The following is an 18,663-nucleotide window of genomic DNA, read 5'->3' on the forward strand; positions in this document are numbered from 1 at the left end:
GGCCCGGCTGCCGGTGATGCAGGACCGCTGTCGCCGCGAGACCGGTCGTGGTGGAAGCGACCAGCAGGGGGGTGTCCGGATGCAACGCCGCCGTGACGGTCGTTTCCGCAAGCGTCTGCCACTGTGGAAGAAATGTGCGAGTCCAGGAAACGTTGCCGGGCGTCAACCGGGCGCATCTCGATTCCGTGGGCCTATTTTGCCGCAGAACGGACAATGATTCTCAGTAAAATCACCTCGAAGGTCGCGACCGCGACATGACCGGCATCTCACCATCGGGCAGGAAAAATGAAAGCTCTCGTACTTTCCGGTGGGGCCGGCACCCGCCTCCGTCCCATTACGCACACCTCGGCCAAACAACTGGTCCCCGTAGCGAACAAGCCGGTCCTGTTCTACGGCCTCGAAGCCATTGCGGAAGCCGGTATCACCGAGGTCGGCATCATCGTGGGAGACACGGCCGAGGAGATCCGGGAGGCGGTCGACGACGGATCCCGGTTCGGCATCGATGTCACCTACATCCCGCAGGCCGAGCCGCTCGGACTGGCGCACGCGGTGCTGATCGCCCGTGACTTCCTGGGCGGCGACGACTTCGTGATGTACCTCGGTGACAACTTCATCGTCGGCGGGATCACCGGCCTGGTCGACGCGTTCCGTGCGGACCGGCCCGAGGCGCAGATCCTGTTGACCCAGGTGCCCGACCCGACCTCCTTCGGTGTCGCCGAACTCGACGCCGAAGGGAGGGTGGTGGCCCTGGAGGAGAAGCCGAGGAAGCCCAAGAGCGATCTGGCGCTCGTCGGCGTCTACCTCTTCACCCCCGCCATCCACGAGGCGGTGCGCGCCATCGCACCGTCCTGGCGGGGTGAGCTGGAGATCACCCACGCCATCCAGTGGCTGATCGACCAGAAGCGCGACGTCCGCTCCACCACGATCCGCGGGTACTGGAAGGACACCGGCAATGTCACCGACATGCTGGAGGTGAACCGGACGGTGCTGGAGACCGTCGAGCCGTCCGTCGAGGGCGCCGACGTCGATGACGAGAGCGAGATCATCGGCCGGGTCCGGATCGAGGCCGGCGCCAAGGTCAGCGGCAGCAGGATCGTCGGCCCCGCGATCATCGGCGCCCGCTCGGTGATCAGTGACGCGTACGTCGGTCCGTTCACCTCGGTCTCGGAGGACTGCCGGATCGAGGACAGCGAGATCGAGTACTCGATCGTCCTGCGGGGCGCCTCGATCGACGGTGTCCGCCGCGTCGAGGCCTCGCTCATCGGCCATGACGTCGAAGTGACTCCGGCGCCCCGCTCCCCGTCCGCCCACCGACTCGTGCTCGGCGACCACAGCAAGGTGCAGATCTCCTCATGACCACCCGCATCCTGGTGACCGGCGGGGCCGGTTTCATCGGCTCGCACTACGTCCGTACGGTGCTCGGCCCGCAGGGACCCGGCGACGTCGCCGTCACCGTGCTCGACAAGCTCACCTACGCGGGCAACCCGGCCAACCTCGACGAGGTCCGTGACCACCCCGGCTTCGCCTTCGTGCAGGGCGACATCTGCGATCCGGAACAGGTCACCGAGCTGATGGCCGGGCACGACCAGGTGGTGCACTTCGCCGCGGAGTCCCATGTGGACCGCTCCATCGACGGCGGCGCCGAGTTCGTCCGCACGAACGTCGTGGGCACCCACACCCTGGTCCACGCCGCGCATCTGGCAGGCATCGAGACCTTCGTACACATCTCCACCGACGAGGTCTACGGCTCGATCGACGAGGGCTCCTGGCCCGAGACCGACCCGCTGGCACCCAACTCCCCGTACTCCGCGTCCAAGGCGTCCAGCGACCTGATCGCGCTCTCGTACCACCGCACGCACGGCCTCGACGTACGCGTGACCCGCTGCTCCAACAACTACGGGCACCACCACTTCCCCGAGAAGGTCATCCCGCTCTTCGTCACGAACCTGCTGGACGGCAAGCCGGTCCCGCTGTACGGCGACGGTGCCAACGTCCGTGACTGGCTGCACATCGACGACCATGTGCAGGGCATCGAACTGGTCCGTACGAAGGGCCGCGCCGGCGAGGTCTACAACATCGGCGGCGGCACCGAACTGTCCAACAAGGAACTCACCGGACTGCTGCTGGACGCCTGTGGCGCCGACTGGGACACCGGTGTCACGTACGTCGAGGACCGCAAGGGCCACGACCGGCGGTACTCCGTCGACTGCACGAAGATCCGCGAGGAGCTCGGCTACGAGCCCCGCAAGGACTTCCGCACCGGCCTCGCCGAGACCGTGCAGTGGTACCGCGACCACCGTGCCTGGTGGGAGCCGCTGAGGGAACGGGCCGTCCTGTGAGCGGCGTCTGGCTGGTCACCGGAGCCGCCGGGATGCTCGGCCGGGACGTACTGGCCCGGCTCGCCGGTGAGCTGGTCACCGCGGTCGCCGCGGACCGAGCGGCCCTCGACATCGCCGACTTCGCCGCGGTGCGGGCCGCCTTCGCGCACCACCGCCCCGCCGTGGTGGTGAACTGCGCCGCCTGGACCGCCGTCGACGACGCCGAGTCCCGGGAGGCGGCGGCGCTGCGGGTCAACGGCACGGGCCCCGGGGTCCTCGCCGCGGCCTGCCGTGCGCACGGCGCCGTACTCCTCCACGTCTCCACCGACTACGTCTTCGCGGGGGACGCCGAGAAGCCGTACCCGGAGGACGCCGCCACCGGGCCGCGCAGCGCCTACGGCCGGACCAAACTGGCCGGCGAACGCGCGGTGCTCGACACCCTTCCGGACGCCGGCTACGTCGTCCGTACCGCCTGGCTGTACGGCGCAGGCGGTCCCAACTTCGTCCGTACGATGATCAAGCTGGAGGCCGTCAAGGACACCCTCGACGTGGTCGACGACCAGCGCGGGCAGCCCACCTGGACCGCTGATCTGGCCGACCGGCTCGTCCGGCTCGGACAGGCCGCCCTCGCAGGCACCGCGCCCGCCGGCATCTACCACGGCACCAGTGGCGGCGAGACGACCTGGTTCGGCTTCACCCGGGAGATCTTCCGGCTGCTGGGGGCCGAACCGGCGCGTGTACGGGCCACCACCAGCGACGCCTTCGTCCGGCCCGCTCCGCGGCCCGCGTTCAGCGTGCTCGGACACGACCGCTGGGCGGCGGCCGGGATGGCACCGGTCCGCGACTGGCGGGAGGCGCTGGAACAGGCGTTCCCGGCCCTGTGCGCAGCGGAACGGCGCAGCACGTCCAGGTGATTCCGGGCCCTGGAGCCTGCTGGATTCCCTGGAGGGTCCGCACCCCGTCGCGCCGTCCCGGGGAGGGTCAGCCCCGGGCGCGCAGCTCCGCGTAGTACGCCCGGCAGGCCTCGTACGACGGCAGCAGCCCCTGCGCCTCGGCCTCGGCCAGCGAAGGTGCGTGGGCGTCCTTGTCGGAGAGCAGTGGTGTGATGCCCTCGGGCCATTCGATGCCCAGCGCGGGGTCGAGCGGATGGATGCCGTGTTCACGGCCGGGTGCGTAGCCCTCGGAGCACAGGTAGACGACTGCGGCGTCATCGGTCAGTGCCATGAAGGAATGGCCGAGCCCCTCAGCGAGGTAGACGGCGTGATGCACCACGTCATCGAGGCGTACGGCCTCCCACTGCTTGTACGTGGGGGAGCCGACCCGGATGTCGACGATGACGTCGAGCACCACGCCGCGTACGCAGGTGACGTACTTGGCCTGGCTCGGCGGCACATCGGCGAAGTGGATGCCGCGCAGGGTGCCCCGGCTGGAGATCGAGAAATTGGCCTGTGCCAGCTGCAGACCGTGCCCCGTGGCCTCGTCGAGGTCGGACTTCCTGAACCACTCGTGGAAGCTTCCGCGACTGTCCGGAAAGAGCTTGGGCTCATGCACCCAGGCCCCGGGGAAGGAGAGCTGCCGCATGCGATCACATCCTTGTTCGGGTGCGTGAGACGGACCGGAATGGCGGCAGTCAATTTATCGGGAATTGCCACGGTTCACGGCTCCCGTGAATGCGTCGTCGGCAGCCATTTGGAATATGTAAATCATTTGATTCGGCTGTCCGGATCGCGCCACCCGCCGGCGCATCGGCCATTGCTCCGAAGCCGGTAAGGGAAAGCGGGGGTCCGATTACCGGGAACAGTTGTCCGGTCCGGGGATCCGCCCCGCTCACGTACCCTGACGGCCAGGCAGGCGCTGCCGAGGACGATCAAGACGGCGACGAAGACGACGAGGACGCAGACGTGCACGTGGCAGGGGCAAGGCAGGGCGTGACCGAAGCACGCAGGATCGTGATCAAGGTCGGTTCCTCGTCCCTGACCACCGCCGCCGGCGGCCTAGACGCGGACCGTGTCGACGCGCTCGTCGACGTGCTCGCCAAAGTCAGGAGCGGCGGCGAGAAGGAGATCGTCCTGGTCTCCAGCGGCGCCATCGCCGCCGGGCTCGCCCCGCTCGGCCTGCACCGCAGGCCCCGGGACCTGGCCAGGCAGCAGGCCGCCGCCAGCGTCGGCCAGGGGCTGCTCGTCGCCCGCTACACCGCCTCCTTCGCGCGCTACGGCGTACGCGTCGGCCAGGTGCTGCTCACCAGCAACGACACCAGCCGCCGTGCCCACTACCGCAACGCCTACCGCACCCTCGACCAGCTCCTGGAGATGGGCGCGCTCCCGATCGTCAACGAGAACGACACCGTCGCCACCGACGAGATCCGGTTCGGCGACAACGACCGGCTCGCCGCGCTCGTCGCCCATCTCGTCCGCGCCGATCTGCTCGTCCTCCTCTCCGATGTGGACGGCCTCTACGACGGGGACCCCAGCACCCCCGGCACCTCGCGCATCGTCGAAGTGGCCGGCCCGGCCGACCTGGCCGGTGTCACGATCGGCAGCGCGGGGAAGGCGGGCGTCGGCACCGGCGGCATGGTCACCAAGGTCGAAGCGGCCAGGATCGCCACGGCGGCGGGGGTGCCCGTCGTCCTCACCTCCGCGTCCCGCGCCGCCGACGCCCTCTCGGGACGCGACACCGGTACGTACTTCCACCGCACCGGGCGCCGGTCGGCGGACCGGCTGCTCTGGCTGGCCCACGCCTCCACCCCGCAGGGTTCGCTGACCCTCGACGACGGCGCGGTGCAGGCCGTCGTCGAACGCCACAGCTCCCTGCTGCCCGCCGGGATCGCCGCCGTGGAGGGCGACTTCGCCGCAGGAGACCCGGTGGAGCTGCGCGACCTCCAGGGCCGCCCCGTGGCCCGGGGGCTCGTCAACTTCGACGCCAAGGAGATCCCGCAGCTGCTCGGCCGGTCCACCCGTGAGCTGGCGCGCGAGCTCGGGCCGGAGTACGAACGCGAGGTCGTACACAGGGACGATCTCGTTCTCCTGCACCGCTGACCGGCCCCTGAAACGGCTGAAAGTCCGGGCTTCGGGCAGAGAGCTTCCTGAAAACCGCCCCACGCCCGGCCCCGGGCTGGTCAACTTTGTAACGGGGACACAGCGGGGTACAGCACAGCAACGCATTCACAGGAGGCCGCCGGTGAGACGAGCGCGCCCGGGGGCGTCGCCCCGAGGAACGGGTGGCCGCGCCCTGACCAGCGTCGGAGCAGGTGTCGGCTTCGACGAGGTCCGGTCCGCGGACCGCACCGTCGACCGGACCACCGACGACGCCACCGGCCCCGAGCCGGCGGCGGCGAAGGAGGAACGCACCCGGTCGAAGCTGTGGCACATCACGCTCAGCGTCTCGGGTACCGAGACGCCGCTGAAAGAGGTCAGACGCGGACTCGAACAGCTCGCCAACGACCACCCCTTCCTGCTGACCAGCCGGTACGCCAACGACCACGCGGAAATCCGCTACTGGGAAGAGGCACGGGATCTGCACGACGCGGCGGCGGTCGCCCTGCGGCTGTGGGGCGAGCACCGCTCCAGCGCGAAGCTGCCGCCCTGGGAGATCGTCGGCCTCGAGGTCATCGACCGGGAGACGTACCACCTGCGCATCGCCGAGGGGTACGGGCCGCCCCCGGCGGCACCGGTCGGCGTGCACCCGTACTGACCGGCCGGACCGGTCGCCCGGTTCAACCCACGGCTCCGTGCTGCCGGTTCCACCGGTCCGGCGCGGCCTGGGACGGCCGTCTCGCATCACGGGATACGTGAGGGATGCCCGCTGTGTGCGCACTACCCTGCGGGCATGACCACGCTCTCGCCGTACGACAACATGTCCCCGATCGCCCAGGCCGCCTACCGGGCACGCTCCGCCGCCACCGACATCGCGCCACTGCCGCGCGCGGCGAAGGACGATGCGCTGCTGGCGATCGCGGACGCCCTCGAGGTGCGGACGGCCGAGATCGTCACGGCCAACGCCGAGGACGTCGCGCGCGCCCGTGAGGCCGGGACCAGCGAGTCGATCATCGACCGGCTCACCCTCACCCCCGAGCGGGTCCGGGCCATCGCCGCCGATGTACGGGACGTGGCGGCGCTGCCCGACCCGGTCGGCGAGGTGGTGCGCGGTTCGACCCTCCCCAACGGCATCGACCTGCGCCAGGTCCGGGTGCCGCTCGGCGTGGTCGGGATCATCTACGAGGCGCGGCCCAATGTGACGGTGGATGCCGCGGCGCTCTGCCTGAAGTCGGGCAACGCGGTCCTGCTGCGCGGCTCGTCCTCCGCGTACGCCTCCAACACCGCACTCGTGCGGGTGCTGCGCGACGCGGTCGGCGGCGCCGGACTGCCGGCCGACGCGGTGCAGCTGGTGCCGGGCGAGAACCGCGACTCGGTACGGGAACTGATGCGGGCCCGCGGCCTCGTCGACGTACTGATCCCGCGCGGCGGCGCCTCCCTGATCCGCACGGTCGTCGAGGAGTCGACCGTCCCGGTCATCGAGACCGGCACCGGCAACTGCCATGTCTACGTGGACGCGCAGACCGACCTCGGCATGGCCGTCGACATCCTGATCAACTCCAAGGCCCAGCGGCCGAGCGTCTGCAATTCCGCCGAGACGCTGCTGGTCCACAAGGACATCGCCGCGGAGTTCCTGCCCCGGGCCCTGGACGCGCTGGCCGACGCCGGGGTGACGGTCCACGGCGACGAGCGGGTGCTGGAGTACGCCGAGGGGTCCAAGGCCACCGTCGTGCCCGCGACGCCGGAGGACTGGGAGACCGAGTACCTCTCGTACGACATCGCGGCCGCCGTCGTCGAATCGCTGGACGCGGCCGTCGCCCACATCCGGCTCTGGTCGTCCGGTCACACCGAGGCGATCGTCACCACATCGCAGGCCGCCGCCCGCCGGTTCACCCAGCTGGTCGATTCCACGACGGTCGCCGTAAATGCATCCACCCGGTTCACCGACGGGGGGCAGTTCGGATTCGGTGCGGAGATCGGGATCTCCACGCAGAAGCTGCACGCCAGGGGCCCGATGGGGCTGCCGGAGCTGACGTCGACGAAGTACATCGTGACCGGAGACGGTCACGTACGGTGATCTTCGGCCACCGGCGAGTTTGCGGTCTCCCTGCCCAAACCGACCCACCGGGGCTACGCTGAGGCTGTGCCGGACGACGTGGGGGGCAGGCCGTTCCCGGACGGCTGGGAGCCCGACGACGACCGCGGGGGCGCGGACAAGGACTTCGCCTCCGTGGTGTTCGACGAGGACTTCGTGCGGGCCGCCGAGTTCCATGAACCCACCGCAGTCGAGCGGCTGTTGGCGGCTGCGCAGGCGCGCGCCGAGGCCGAGGCGGCCCGGGCCCGCGCTGGCGGCGGTCCCGCCGACGACGAGCTGTACGACGACACGTTCGGCCCGGGCGGCGGGTACGGCCGCGGAAGCCCCTACGGCGACCCGCTGGATCCCGACGAGCTCGACGACTACGACAACGGCCCCTACGGGCGCCACGGCGGCGCCCTGCGCCCCTACCGTGGTGCCGCCCGGTGGCACCGTCCGGTGGCCTGGCTGCTCGCGCTGCTCATGGGCATCGGCATGGTCGCGCTGGCCTTCAGCGCCGTCTATCGGGGCGCCTCGGCCAATCGCCAGGACCAGGTCCCCCCGCCGGCCACCACCGGCGTGGACAGCGCACCGGGCGCCGTCGCGCCCTCCTCCACCCAGTACTCCCGGCCGGCGGTCTCCGCAGTCCCGCGTACGCCCTGATGCGCAGTAGCCCTGGCGTGTGGGAACTCGGACGAGTTCTCACACGCCAGCGCGTTTACCATCGCGGCAATCGACCTACCCTGAAAGTGTGACCCCTCGCCCCAGAGGGGGCTTCTCACTCGTCCGCGCATACGAACTCGTGACGGACAGGCTCTGCCCGAGGCCTTACGGCTGAAGCAGGGCGTAGCGCGTCGGCTTCGGCCGGTGACGTGGAGTCGGGAGAAGTCATGACAGGCCGTGGAGAGCCTCCAGAAGGCGTACCCGAGAACGCAGCCGGCGGCGGTGAGGACGAATACCGGTCCGTCGTCTTCGACGAGTCGTTCATCCGTGCTGCCCGGCTGCAGGAATTCTCCGCCCAGGAGCGCATGGGCGAGCACGCCCGTGCCGTACGCAGCCTCCCGGCCCACCACTTCCGTACCGGATCACGGGCTGTCATCGCGCTGGTCGTCCTGATAGCCCTCGCCTTCGCCGCAGCGGTCTACATGGGCTTCCGCAACCCGTACCAGGCACCCGTCGCCCGACGCGTCGAGCCGCTCCGGTCCGCCGTCGTCCCCCTGGCGCCCCGCGGCACCGTGCCCGGCGGCACGGCCGCCGACCTCTATGCCACCGGACCTGCCGCGCACTTCCGGACAGGCGCCGCGGGCATCAACCTCCCGATGACCAGGCGGACCGACAACTTCTCGGACAGCCAGGTGACCACCGCCCTGATCACGGTCAAGGACTACCTGGTGGCGTCCTCCCTCGACCCCGATGTCCTCACCGGCGGCGCGGTGCGGCCGGTGGAGCTGCTGCTCGACCCGGACCAGACGGGCCAGTTCGAGCGGAGCATGACCCGATCGGCCGACGACGGGCAGCACGCCGCAGCGGGCTGGCTGGTCCGGTTCGACCCGGCGAAGGTGGCGCTGGCCGACCCGGACATCCGGGTCCAGGGCACCTTGACCTACTCGGAGGCGGGGTCGGACACCCTGGAAGTGGTGTCGGACCACACCTTCACGTACGCCCTGCGCCCGGCCGTCTCCGGCCCCCAACCGGCGGGCGGCATCTCACTCTTCACCGTACGGCGCGAGCTGCACTTCCGCTTCGACCGGGAAGACCTGCGGCTGCACCGGCTGGAGCTGCGGACCAGCTACGTCCAGGCGGGACCGCAGGCCTGCTCGCCCGACACGAGCGGCGCCCTGCGCCCGCTGCTCGCCGGCGAGCGCGCGGTCTCCCGCGGGCCGGCGGGCACCGACCCGTACGCCACGGGCCGGCCCACGGCGGCGCTCTGCGGGACGCTGGACGTCAGCTCCCGGCAGTCCCGGGCCCCTGAGAGCTCCCCGGGTCCTCCGTCCCCGAGCGCCGGGTCCCTCCGGAGCCATCCGTAGCGCCGCCGTCCTTGCCTGCCGCACCGCTGCCCTGGCCACCGCCGGTGAACTTGTCGCGGAGCCTGCCGCCCAGGTCTCCCGCGCCGCCCGCTATGTCGCCCACGAGCTTCATCAACGGATCCTTGCTGGTGCGCACCGCATCGGCGTAGTGCGCAGCGGACTCCCGGAACGAGTCCGTCACCGAGGTGTCCTTGTCCTCGTCGCGCCGCGGGTAGTGACCGTCCATGATCCGCTGGTAGTCGCGGCTCTCGGACCACTTCTTCAGCTCGGCCGCGCGCACCGTGGTGAACGGGTGGGAGCGGGGCAGCACATTGAGGATCTTGAGCACGGAATCGCGCAGGTCACCGGCCTTTTCGTATTCGTCCGCCTGGGCGAGGAAGGCGTCCACGTTCATCTCGTGCAGATGATTGCCGCCGGCGATCTTCATCAGACCGCGCATGGAGGCCTGCAGATCCTGGCCGACCAACAGCCCCGCCCGGTCCGCGGACAGCTCCGACTTGCGGAACCACTCGCGCAGCGCCATCACGATCGTCATGATCGCCACATTGCCGAGCGGGATCCATGCGACCTTGAGTGCGAGGTTGGTGAGGAAGAGCAGAATCGTGCGGTAGACGGCATGACCGGAAAGGGCGTGCCCCACCTCGTGACCGACGACTGCGCGCATCTCCTCCTCGTCGAGCAGCTCCACCAGGCCGGTCGTCACCACGATGATCGGCTCGTCGAGACCGATGCACATGGCATTCGGCTGGGGGTCCTGGTTCACATACATGGGAGGGACCTGCTCCAGGTCCAGGATGTAACAGGCGTCGCGCAGCATGTCGTTGAGATGGGCGAACTGGGCGTCGCTCACCCGTACGGAGTCGGAGAGGAAGAGCAACCGCAGACTGCGCTCGGGCAGCAGGCCGCTGAGCGCCTTGAACACCGTGTCGAAACCGCTCAGCTTGCGCAGGGCCACCAGGGCCGACCGGTCCGCCGGGTGTTCGTACGCCCGGGACGAGATGCCCGCGAAGCGCCTGCGCTGCCTGCTCGGCACGTGCTCGTGACTCGATCGGCTGTTGTCGGTCATGAATTGGGCCCCCTGTTCGTACGAGTCATCGCTCGCCCCCTGACAGAACCCAGCGTAGGTGCTGGGGCTACGGTGTGCGGGGGGCTGTGGACAACTGAGGAGACGCCCAACATGCCGCACACCGTTGCTCTGCTTGCCGCCGCGTCCGAGGACCAGGGCCCGGGCAACACCCTTCGGATCGTGCTGCTCGCCTCGCTCGTCGGCGCGGCGCTGCTCGCCTGGTTCCTGTTGCGCGGATACCGCAACGACGACAACAACGACTGAGTCGGCGTGAGCGTGCCCGGGGCCCCCGCATACGATGTCCGCGACGTCTTCCTTCCGACTTCCGATCGATAGGTCCTGCCGAAGATGAGCCTCACGAGCACCGCGCACCAGCTGGTCACTCTCGCCTCCGAGGGCGGCGAGCACGGTGGTAACCACGAAAGCCTCAGCCCCTACCTCACCGGGGGTGGTGCGTTCGTCACGCTGCTGCTCCTGCTGTGGATCACCACCCGCTTCAACCGCGACCGCTGAGGCGGAGGCGTACAGCTGTGCCAGTAGGCTCTGCACGCATGGGAGAGCAGGAAGTGCCTACCGGCCGCGGCAAACGCCGACTCGGCGTGATGGGCGGGACGTTTGACCCGATTCATCATGGACACCTGGTGGCGGCCAGCGAAGTGGCCGCCCAGTTCCACCTCGACGAGGTGATCTTCGTTCCGACCGGGCAGCCGTGGCAGAAGAGCCACAAGCAGGTGTCCCCGGCCGAGGACCGCTATCTGATGACGGTCATCGCGACGGCGTCCAACCCGCAGTTCTCGGTGAGCCGCAGTGACATCGACCGCGGCGGACCGACGTACACGATCGATACGCTGCGGGACCTGCGTACCGTCCACGGCGACGCGGATCTCTTCTTCATCACCGGCGCCGACGCGCTCTCGCAGATTCTCACCTGGCGGGACGCCGAGGAGCTGTTCGCGCTCTCCCACTTCATCGGTGTGACACGACCGGGACATGTGCTCACGGACGACGGGCTGCCGGAGGGCGGTGTCTCCCTCGTGGAGGTCCCGGCGCTCGCGATCTCGTCCACGGACTGTCGTGCGAGAGTCGCGCAGGGGGATCCGGTCTGGTACTTGGTGCCGGACGGCGTGGTCCGCTACATCGACAAGCGCCAGCTGTACCGCGGCGAATGAGCCACGGAAAGGGGCACCGGTGAACGACCGACAGAACCCGCACGACCCGTACTACCAGCAGCCGCAGATCGTCGGCTACGACGAGTACGGGCAGCCGGTGTATCAGCAGCCCGGGCAGCAGGAGCAGCAACACCAGCAGCCCCAGGGGCAGTACGACCCGTATGCGCAGCAGCAGGGCTACGGGTACGACCCGTACGCCCAGCATCAGCAGGCCCAGCAGCACGACCCGTACACCGCCCAACAGCCCCAGCCCCAGCCGCAGGCCTACGGCTACGACGGATACGGCTACGACACCGGTCAGCAGCCGGCCGCGGTCGACACGACCGCGCAGTGGAACATCCCGCAGCAGGCCCCCGCGCCGGCCGCCGCACCGGCTCCCACCCCGCCCCAGCGGGAGCCGGAGCCGGTCGTTCCCGAGCAGCGCCGTGCGGACCGTGACTACGGCACCGGGCAGTTCTCCTTCATCGAGGAGCCCGACGAGGACTCCGAAGACGTCATCGACTGGCTGAAGTTCACCGAGAGCCGCAGCGAGCGGCGCGAGGAGGCCCGGCGCCGCGGCCGCAACCGGATGGTCGCGCTGATCGTCGTGGCGGCCCTGGTCGTGGTCGGCGGTGTCGGCTACCTCTGGTCCGCGGGGAAGATCCCGGGCCTCGGCGGCTCGGAGAAGCAGACCGCCGCGACGACGGGGCCGCAGCAGCGCGACGTCATCGTGGTCCATCTGCACAACACCAAGAAGGGCGGCACCTCGACGGCGCTGCTCGTCGACAACGTCACGACCAAGCAGGGCACCACGGTTCTGCTCCCCAACTCGCTCGCCGTCGCCGACGACGAAGGCAACACGACCACCCTCGGCAAGTCCGTCGACGACGACGGTTCCGACGGCACCCGCGAGTCGATCGACACCCTGCTCGGCACCAGGATCAGCGGTACGTGGCGGCTCGACACGCCGTATCTGGAGAACCTTGTCGAGCTGGTCGGCGGCATCGAGGTCGACACGGACACCGATGTACCCGACACCAAGAAGGGCGCGTCGCCGCTGGTGAAGAAGGGGCAGGCGCAGACCCTGAGCGGCCAGATGGCCGTTGCGTACGCCACCTACCGGGGTCCCGGTGAGGCCGAGACGAAGCAGCTCATGCGGTTCGGGCAGGTCATGCGCGGAGTGCTGCGGAAGATTTCGGACGATCCGAAGGCCGCCACGATCACCGTGCAGACCCTGGCGCAGATCCTCGACCCGTCGCTGCCCGAGAGGGACCTCGGCGCGTCCCTGGCGAAGCTCGCCGAACACGCCAAGATCGGCGACTACAAGACGGCACTGCTGCCGGTGCAGCCCGACGGCACCCTCACCGACGCGGCCACCGAGAGCGTCGTCAAGGACATCCTGGGCGGCACGGTGAAGGCTCCGGACAAGGACGCGGCCGTGCGGGTCGCCGTCAAGAACGGCACCGGGAACGACGACGGTACGGAGTCCGCCCGGATCAAGCTGGTCAACGGCGGCTACGCCTTCGTCTCCGGCGGGAACACCGGTACAGAGGTGTCGTCCGAGGTCGTCTACAAGGCCGCGGCCGACAAGGAGAAGGCGACCCAGGTCGCCAAGACCCTGGGCCTGCCGGCCACCGCGGTGAAGCAGGGCAAGCCCGCGGCGAATGCCGATGTGTCCGTCGTCCTCGGCCAGGACTACAAGATCAAATAGTCGGGGTTCCGCGCCCGGAGCGATCTTCGGGCGGGACCCCCGGAAGATCGCTGCGTGGGCTGTCGGCGGTCCGTGAGACCCTAGAGGTTGATCTGACCGCCGACGAAAGCCTGCTTGTGACCGCCACGGACCGCTCCATCGAGCTCATCAACGCCGCCGCTCAGGCGGCCGCCGACCGGCTCGCGCACGACATCATTGCGTACGACGTCAGCGACGTGCTGTCCATCACGGACGCCTTCCTGCTGGCCTCGGCCCCCAACGACCGCCAGGTCAAGTCGATCGTCGACGAGATCGAGGAGCGGCTGCAGAAGGAGCTCGGCGCCAAGCCGGTGCGCCGGGAGGGCGACCGCGACGCCCGCTGGATCCTCCTCGACTACGTCGACATCGTGATCCACGTCCAGCACAGCGAGGAGCGTGTCTTCTACGCGCTCGAGCGCCTGTGGAAGGACTGCCCCGAGATCGCGCTCCCCGAGGACGCCGTCAAGACCCGCGGCAAGGCCGAGGAGCACGCCCAGCTCACCGGCAGCACGGAAGGTGACCAGAGCTGAACGGCAGCAGCAGCGGCAGGGGCCGCAGGATCGTCCTCTGGCGACACGGCCAGACGGCGTGGAACCTGGAGCGCCGATTCCAGGGCTCCACGGACATCGACCTCACCGAGACCGGCGTCGGGCAGGCCCACCGGGCCGCCCGGCTGCTCGCCTCGCTGAAGCCGGACGCGATCGTCGCCTCCGACCTGCGCCGGGCAGCGGCCACGGCCGCCGAGCTCGCCGCGATCACCGGGCTGGAGATCGCCCATGACGCGGCACTGCGCGAGACCTACGCGGGTGCCTGGCAGGGCCTCACCCACGAGGAGATCGTCGAGCGGTACGGCGAGCAGTACGCCGCGTGGAAGCGCGGTGAGCCCGTGCGGCGCGGGGGCGGCGAGCTGGAGACCGAGGTAGCCGACCGGGCGGCCCCCGTCGTGCTCGATCACGCAGACAAGCTGCCCGACGGCGGCACGCTCGTCGTGGTCAGCCACGGCGGCACCATCCGCACCACCATCGGGCGGCTGCTCGGCCTGGAGGCGCACCACTGGGAAGGGCTGGGCGGGCTCTCCAACTGCTGCTGGTCGGTGCTGGGCGAGGGCGCGCGCGGCTGGCGCCTGCTGGAGCACAACGCCGGCACGCTGCCCGAGCCCGTGCTCGGGGACGACACGTAGCGCCCTGCACGGGGCACGCCGGGGCTGTGCCCGGAAGCCGCCTCCGGGCGGCGCCGGCCGGATTTCACTTTCCGGCTGGTCACAGGCTAGAGTTCTTCTTGTTCGCGGCGCGGAAACGCAGGGAAACAGAGCGAACAGCGGGGCTATAGCTCAGTTGGTAGAGCGCCTGCATGGCATGCAGGAGGTCAGGAGTTCAATTCTCCTTAGCTCCACAATCAAGATCCCGTCCCCATCAGGGGGCGGGATCTTTGCGTTGCCCCTCGCCCTTGCGCCGCGTGTTGTGCGCCTCACGCATCCGTATCCCGGAGGCCGATTTTCCACGGGGCTGACCCCCTTGCGGGGCCATGGCAGAATCGGGATCGCCGGAGGGGGAGACGGACCGAACGGGAGGGAGCGCGCGATGCCTGCGAGCCGCCACGAGGTCCCGGACCTGCCCCTCGTTCCCGAAGTTCCCGCGGTTCCTGAAGCCCCCGAGGCCTCCGAGTTCCCCGAAGGCGGCGTCGGCTGACTCATGGGTGCACACAGGCGGAAGTGCGACTGGTGCGGCAGCGGTACGCCCATCGTCAGGGACATGGACCCGATCAACCCCGAGTACCAGTACTGGTGCGAGGAGTGCGCGCGGGCGCTGATCATAAAAGGCGACCCGATCGAGACGTACCGCGAGCTGGAAGGGGAGCCGATCTATGGGCGGCTCCTGGAGGAGCACTGCACCCTCAAACGTTTCTACTCCTTCGCCACGGCCTGAGCCTCTATCAGGAAAAACGCCCAAATCGGTCTATGCGGGCGCTTGGGGGAATCGATTTGGTGGTGGGCCGGGGTGACCGTGTAATGTTCTCGATGTCGCCAGGGAGACCGGGCGGAAAACAGCAAGGGGCTATAGCTCAGTTGGTAGAGCGCCTGCATGGCATGCAGGAGGTCAGGAGTTCAATTCTCCTTAGCTCCACAGTGAAGCAACGGCAAGCGGGCCATCCGGATGGGATGGCCCGCTTGCCGTTTGTGGGGTGTGTTCCCGCAGTTCAACTGCGGCCGCTGCCAAGCGCCTTCCGGCCCGTGCCCGGCGGTAGGGCGGGGCGTTCCGCCGCCGGCTGCTCGATGCGGAGCGCCAGCGCGGGGCACCGGCGCACAGCGCGCTGGGCGCGCCCTCGCAGATGCACCGGAACCGCGGCGTCCGCGAGCGCGGGATACCCGTCGGGGCCCAGCCTGATCAGCTCGGGGACGATGTCCGCGCAGAGCCCGTGGCCCTTGCAGAGCGTCCAGTCCACCGCCAGCTTCTCGCCGCTCGGAATGGACTCCTCCAGGTCCTGGTAGCCGGGCACGGGCAGGGGCAGGACGCCGACCGTCTCCCGGCCGCAGCCGCCGTCCAGGACATGGGCGGCCAGGTCGTCCGTGAACGCGGACAGGGTCGAGGTCAGGAATCGTGCGGAGCCGTCCGGGTGCTTGCAGGCGCCCCGGCCCTTCACCGCCTGCGTCACCTCGCGCAGCGCCTCCAGCGCCGCGGGGCCGCCGCCGTTGAGCACGTCGGAGAGTCCGCCGGCCGCGGCCGGCAGGCCCAGTTTGCACGGCCCGCACTGGCCGGCGGTCTCGGCGGCCAGCCAGTTCGCGATCCGCAGCGATTCGCCGAGCGGGCAGGTCTCGGGCCCGATCGGCAGGATCGCGCCCGCTCCCAGTGCGCCGCCCGCCGCCGCCAGGGACGCCCGGGAGACGACGGCGTCGTGCGTGGCCATCGCATCGATCCAGTTGCCGTGGTAACCGCCGGTCAGCACGCCCTGGGGCAGCGGCGGCGCACCGGCCAGCTGGAGCACGTACCGCAGAGGCACGCCGGTGGGCACCTCGATGACCATCGGGCGTGCGACGGCGCCCGAGAGGGTGAGCAGCACCGTGCCGGGCTCGTCCGGCAGGCCGGTGTGCCCGTAGCGGCGGGCGCCGATCCTGGCGGCGACGGCGAGCTGCGCGTACGTCTCCGCGTTCGACAGCAGAGTGGGGGCGCCGCCGACGCCCGATTCCGCCGCCCGCTCGCGACGGCCCGGCGGTAGGGCGGGGCCGCCGCCCGCGGCCCTGATGACCGCCGAGGCCTCGCCGGAGACCATCCGCTCGGGGGTCCGCACCACCCGGGCGCGGAGCTGCTGTCCGCGCCGGTCGGACAGGCCCCGCTCGGCGAGGGCGGCGCGTATGGAGATCTCCGTGGAGTTACGGGTGACGGCGACGATCAGCGTGCGGGCGCCGAGCGCCTCGGCTGCCAGCAGCGCGCCGTCCAGGATGAGGTGCGGTGCGCGGTTGAGCAGGACGGTGTCCTTGCGGCAGGCCGGCTCGCCCTCGCTGCCGTTGATCACGACGACGGGACGCACCCCGCGCCGGATGGACGCCTTGGCGACCGCACGCAGCTTTTTCCCGAAGGGGAAGCCCGCGCCGCCGCGGCCGCGCAGCGAGATGGACTCGGCCAGCTCGGCCAGCCGCTCTCCGGTCATCGGTTCGAGCGGTCCGTGCACCTTCAGATGCATGGCGAGGTCGAGCCGCTCCACCAGGTCGAAGCCGGTGGTCAGCTGAGGGAGGCCGACGACGCGGACTTCGGGCACGTCGGGGAGTGGGAGGTTCACGGTCGGTCTCCTGCGGGCGCCTGCCAGGGTTCTCCGGCAGGAGGTGGATAGAGCGGTCCCGGCGGCGGTGCGGTGTCGTCGACGGCGGGCAGCGGCCCGGGCGGCGTCTCTGCCGCGTACGGGTCGTACGGGTGCTCCTGGGCGGGCTCGTACGGAGGGCGGAACGCCTGGGTCTGCGCCCGGGCCGGTGGCGCGGGTGACGGGGCGGGCCAGCGGCCGGACGGCTGCTGTGGGCCCGGCCCGGGAACCGGGACCGCGTTCTCGGCGGCCCGTGAGAGGGCGCGGTAGGCGGCGGATATTCCGGGGCCGGGGCCCGCGCGGCCGGGTTCGCTGCCTCCGACGGGCCCGGAGGCGCGACCGATGCCGAGGTCCATGTCCAGGCGGTCGGAGCTGCGCGGCGGAGCCTCGTACGCAGTCCCGTACAACTGAGGGGCGGGTGCGGCCAAGGGGGTGGGCGGGCGCTCGAAGGACGACGGCAGCGGAGTTCCGCGCAGGTCCCTGCCGAGTGCGTCGCGGGAGGGCCCGCGGTATCCGGGCCCGTCCTCCCGCCCCAGCGGGAGCACACCCTCGGCGCCGGGCAGCGGGGCCTCGCGGAGCACCGGATCCGGTTCGTAGGGGAGGGCGTCCGGCTTGATCAGAGTGGTGATCAGAAGGGTGATGCGGCGCCGCGTCGGCGGCGGCAGCAGCCGCAGGCACAGGGCGGCTGCCACCGCGACCAGACAGAGGCTGTACATCACGACGACCCAGACGGCCGGCGGGCGGCCCGCGTACAGACCGTGGATCAGCGCCGCGCACCAGGCCGGATAGGACAGTGCGTGCAGGGCACGCCAGCGGCCCGCGACCCGGCCCGGGGTGGCGAAGGCGCTGCGCAGCGCTCCGGTCGCAGCGGCGACCACCATCAGCAGCCCGGCCAGCGAACCGAAGCCGATCAGCCCGGACGTGCCGCGCACGCCGAGGCCGAAGGGTATGAGGGCACCGAGCAGCGCCACATGCCCGAGCGCGACCTTCACGGTGACATGCAGGAGCAGGAAACCGAGCGAGGCGGCTGCGGCGGCCCGGTGGATGCCCTGGCCGAGCAGCCGCTGCCGTGAGGTCAGGAACAGCCGGTCGGTGGCGATCAGGCCCCAGGCCACCGCGGCGGTGAGCGAGACCAGTGACAGGACACCGGTCGTGAAATCGAGTGCAGTGCGCAAGCTGTCGCTCCCTGCGACGGCGAGCAGAGGGATGAGAACCAGCACGGCGACGGTGAGCCCGCCCTGTACCGAGCGGTTCGGTCCGGCGCTCAAGGTGGGGGATGAGCGGATCTTGCGATGAGGGTTCATGGGGGCGACTCCGAATGGTTCGGCAAAGCGGTCCCGTTGCCGCATGCTAAGTCGCTCCATACCGGCCAGTACGAGGTTTGAACGGTTGCCCCGATAGAGGGCGGTACGCGGAGTAACCCCCGCTTCCCGGACGTTCCGTCACCGCCCCCGCCGACGGTGCGGCCGTGGCCTCC

General features: G+C 70.3%; 19 protein-coding genes and 2 tRNA genes. 17 read left to right on the forward strand and 4 right to left on the reverse strand.

What is annotated here, in order from left to right:
- Positions 1-285 precede the first annotated feature (285 nt).
- Genes OG878_RS26350 through rfbD form a run of 3 tightly spaced genes read left to right on the forward strand, consistent with a single transcriptional unit; the run spans position 286 to position 3,232 of the window.
- Positions 286-1,356, forward strand: coding sequence for a glucose-1-phosphate thymidylyltransferase (locus tag OG878_RS26350; protein ID WP_328889069.1), 1,071 nt, complete (start codon positions 286-288; stop codon positions 1,354-1,356).
- The gene (gene rfbB / locus OG878_RS26355) at positions 1,353-2,339 is read left to right on the forward strand and encodes a dTDP-glucose 4,6-dehydratase (RefSeq protein ID WP_328889070.1); all 987 of its coding nucleotides are present in this window, start codon (positions 1,353-1,355) and stop codon (positions 2,337-2,339) included. The genes OG878_RS26350 and rfbB overlap by 4 nt, the downstream gene beginning before the upstream one ends.
- Positions 2,336-3,232 carry a dTDP-4-dehydrorhamnose reductase gene (rfbD, locus tag OG878_RS26360; protein ID WP_328889071.1) on the forward strand — a complete coding sequence of 299 codons (897 nt, stop codon included), beginning with the start codon at positions 2,336-2,338 and terminating at the stop codon, positions 3,230-3,232. The genes rfbB and rfbD overlap by 4 nt, the downstream gene beginning before the upstream one ends.
- A 67-nt stretch (positions 3,233-3,299) precedes the next feature.
- On the opposite strand, the gene OG878_RS26365 is transcribed toward rfbD, so the two are convergent.
- On the reverse strand, positions 3,300-3,899 hold the full coding sequence (locus tag OG878_RS26365) for a dTDP-4-dehydrorhamnose 3,5-epimerase family protein (RefSeq protein ID WP_328889072.1): 600 nt from the start codon (positions 3,897-3,899) through the stop codon (positions 3,300-3,302).
- A 347-nt stretch (positions 3,900-4,246) separates the two neighbouring features.
- Here OG878_RS26365 and proB point away from each other — a divergent pair, with 347 nt between their 5' ends.
- From proB to OG878_RS26390, 5 genes are all read left to right on the forward strand, one after another.
- Positions 4,247-5,353, forward strand: coding sequence for a glutamate 5-kinase (gene proB / locus OG878_RS26370; RefSeq protein WP_328889073.1), 1,107 nt, complete (start codon positions 4,247-4,249; stop codon positions 5,351-5,353).
- 142 nt (positions 5,354-5,495) lie between these two features.
- The gene (locus tag OG878_RS26375; protein WP_328889074.1) at positions 5,496-6,008 is read left to right on the forward strand and encodes a hypothetical protein; all 513 of its coding nucleotides are present in this window, start codon (positions 5,496-5,498) and stop codon (positions 6,006-6,008) included.
- Between the two features lie 135 nt (positions 6,009-6,143).
- Positions 6,144-7,427 (forward strand): glutamate-5-semialdehyde dehydrogenase, encoded by a 1,284-nt coding sequence (locus tag OG878_RS26380; protein WP_328889075.1) that lies wholly within the window; start codon positions 6,144-6,146, stop codon positions 7,425-7,427.
- 66 nt (positions 7,428-7,493) lie between these two features.
- Positions 7,494-8,087 (forward strand): SCO2584 family spore wall biosynthesis protein, encoded by a 594-nt coding sequence (locus tag OG878_RS26385; RefSeq protein WP_328889076.1) that lies wholly within the window; start codon positions 7,494-7,496, stop codon positions 8,085-8,087.
- Between the two features lie 227 nt (positions 8,088-8,314).
- Positions 8,315-9,451, forward strand: coding sequence for an SCO2583 family membrane protein (locus tag OG878_RS26390; protein WP_328889077.1), 1,137 nt, complete (start codon positions 8,315-8,317; stop codon positions 9,449-9,451).
- On the opposite strand, the gene OG878_RS26395 is transcribed toward OG878_RS26390, so the two are convergent.
- Positions 9,369-10,517, reverse strand: a complete 1,149-nt coding sequence (locus OG878_RS26395; RefSeq protein ID WP_328889078.1) for a M48 family metallopeptidase — start codon at positions 10,515-10,517, stop codon at positions 9,369-9,371. The genes OG878_RS26390 and OG878_RS26395 overlap by 83 nt on opposite strands.
- A 111-nt stretch (positions 10,518-10,628) precedes the next feature.
- Here OG878_RS26395 and OG878_RS26400 point away from each other — a divergent pair, with 111 nt between their 5' ends.
- The 9 genes from OG878_RS26400 (at position 10,629) to OG878_RS26440 (ending at position 15,517) form a co-directional block, all read left to right on the forward strand.
- Complete coding sequence (locus OG878_RS26400; RefSeq protein WP_328889079.1) at positions 10,629-10,781, forward strand: hypothetical protein; 153 nt, start codon at positions 10,629-10,631, stop codon at positions 10,779-10,781.
- 84 nt (positions 10,782-10,865) lie between these two features.
- Positions 10,866-11,030, forward strand: coding sequence for a hypothetical protein (locus OG878_RS26405; RefSeq protein ID WP_030921167.1), 165 nt, complete (start codon positions 10,866-10,868; stop codon positions 11,028-11,030).
- Between the two features lie 38 nt (positions 11,031-11,068).
- The gene (nadD, locus tag OG878_RS26410) at positions 11,069-11,686 is read left to right on the forward strand and encodes a nicotinate-nucleotide adenylyltransferase (protein ID WP_328889080.1); all 618 of its coding nucleotides are present in this window, start codon (positions 11,069-11,071) and stop codon (positions 11,684-11,686) included.
- A 19-nt stretch (positions 11,687-11,705) separates the two neighbouring features.
- A complete protein-coding gene (locus OG878_RS26415) occupies positions 11,706-13,376 on the forward strand; it encodes an LCP family protein (protein WP_328889081.1) in 1,671 nt (556 codons plus the stop codon).
- Between the two features lie 116 nt (positions 13,377-13,492).
- Positions 13,493-13,924 (forward strand): ribosome silencing factor, encoded by a 432-nt coding sequence (gene rsfS, locus OG878_RS26420; RefSeq protein ID WP_277326145.1) that lies wholly within the window; start codon positions 13,493-13,495, stop codon positions 13,922-13,924.
- Positions 13,921-14,574, forward strand: a complete 654-nt coding sequence (locus OG878_RS26425) for a histidine phosphatase family protein (RefSeq protein ID WP_328891386.1) — start codon at positions 13,921-13,923, stop codon at positions 14,572-14,574. The genes rsfS and OG878_RS26425 overlap by 4 nt, the downstream gene beginning before the upstream one ends.
- A 139-nt stretch (positions 14,575-14,713) precedes the next feature.
- A tRNA-Ala gene (locus tag OG878_RS26430) sits at positions 14,714-14,786 on the forward strand.
- Positions 14,787-15,085: 299 nt separating this feature from the next.
- Entirely contained in the window at positions 15,086-15,319 is a 234-nt protein-coding gene (locus tag OG878_RS26435; protein ID WP_015608461.1) for a hypothetical protein, read from the forward strand.
- 125 nt (positions 15,320-15,444) lie between these two features.
- Positions 15,445-15,517: transfer RNA gene (locus OG878_RS26440), tRNA-Ala, on the forward strand.
- A gap of 73 nt (positions 15,518-15,590) precedes the next feature.
- Here the strand turns inward: OG878_RS26440 and OG878_RS26445 are convergent.
- Positions 15,591-17,168, reverse strand: coding sequence for an NADH-ubiquinone oxidoreductase-F iron-sulfur binding region domain-containing protein (locus OG878_RS26445; protein WP_328889082.1), 1,578 nt, complete (start codon positions 17,166-17,168; stop codon positions 15,591-15,593).
- Complete coding sequence (locus OG878_RS26450) at positions 17,165-18,490, reverse strand: hypothetical protein (RefSeq protein ID WP_328889083.1); 1,326 nt, start codon at positions 18,488-18,490, stop codon at positions 17,165-17,167. Before OG878_RS26450 ends, OG878_RS26445 begins: the two co-directional genes overlap by 4 nt.
- Positions 18,491-18,663: the final 173 nt, after the last annotated feature.

Origin of the sequence: Streptomyces sp. NBC_00316, from assembly GCF_036158715.1 — a bacterium.
Taxonomy (GTDB): Bacteria; Actinomycetota; Actinomycetes; order Streptomycetales; family Streptomycetaceae; genus Streptomyces.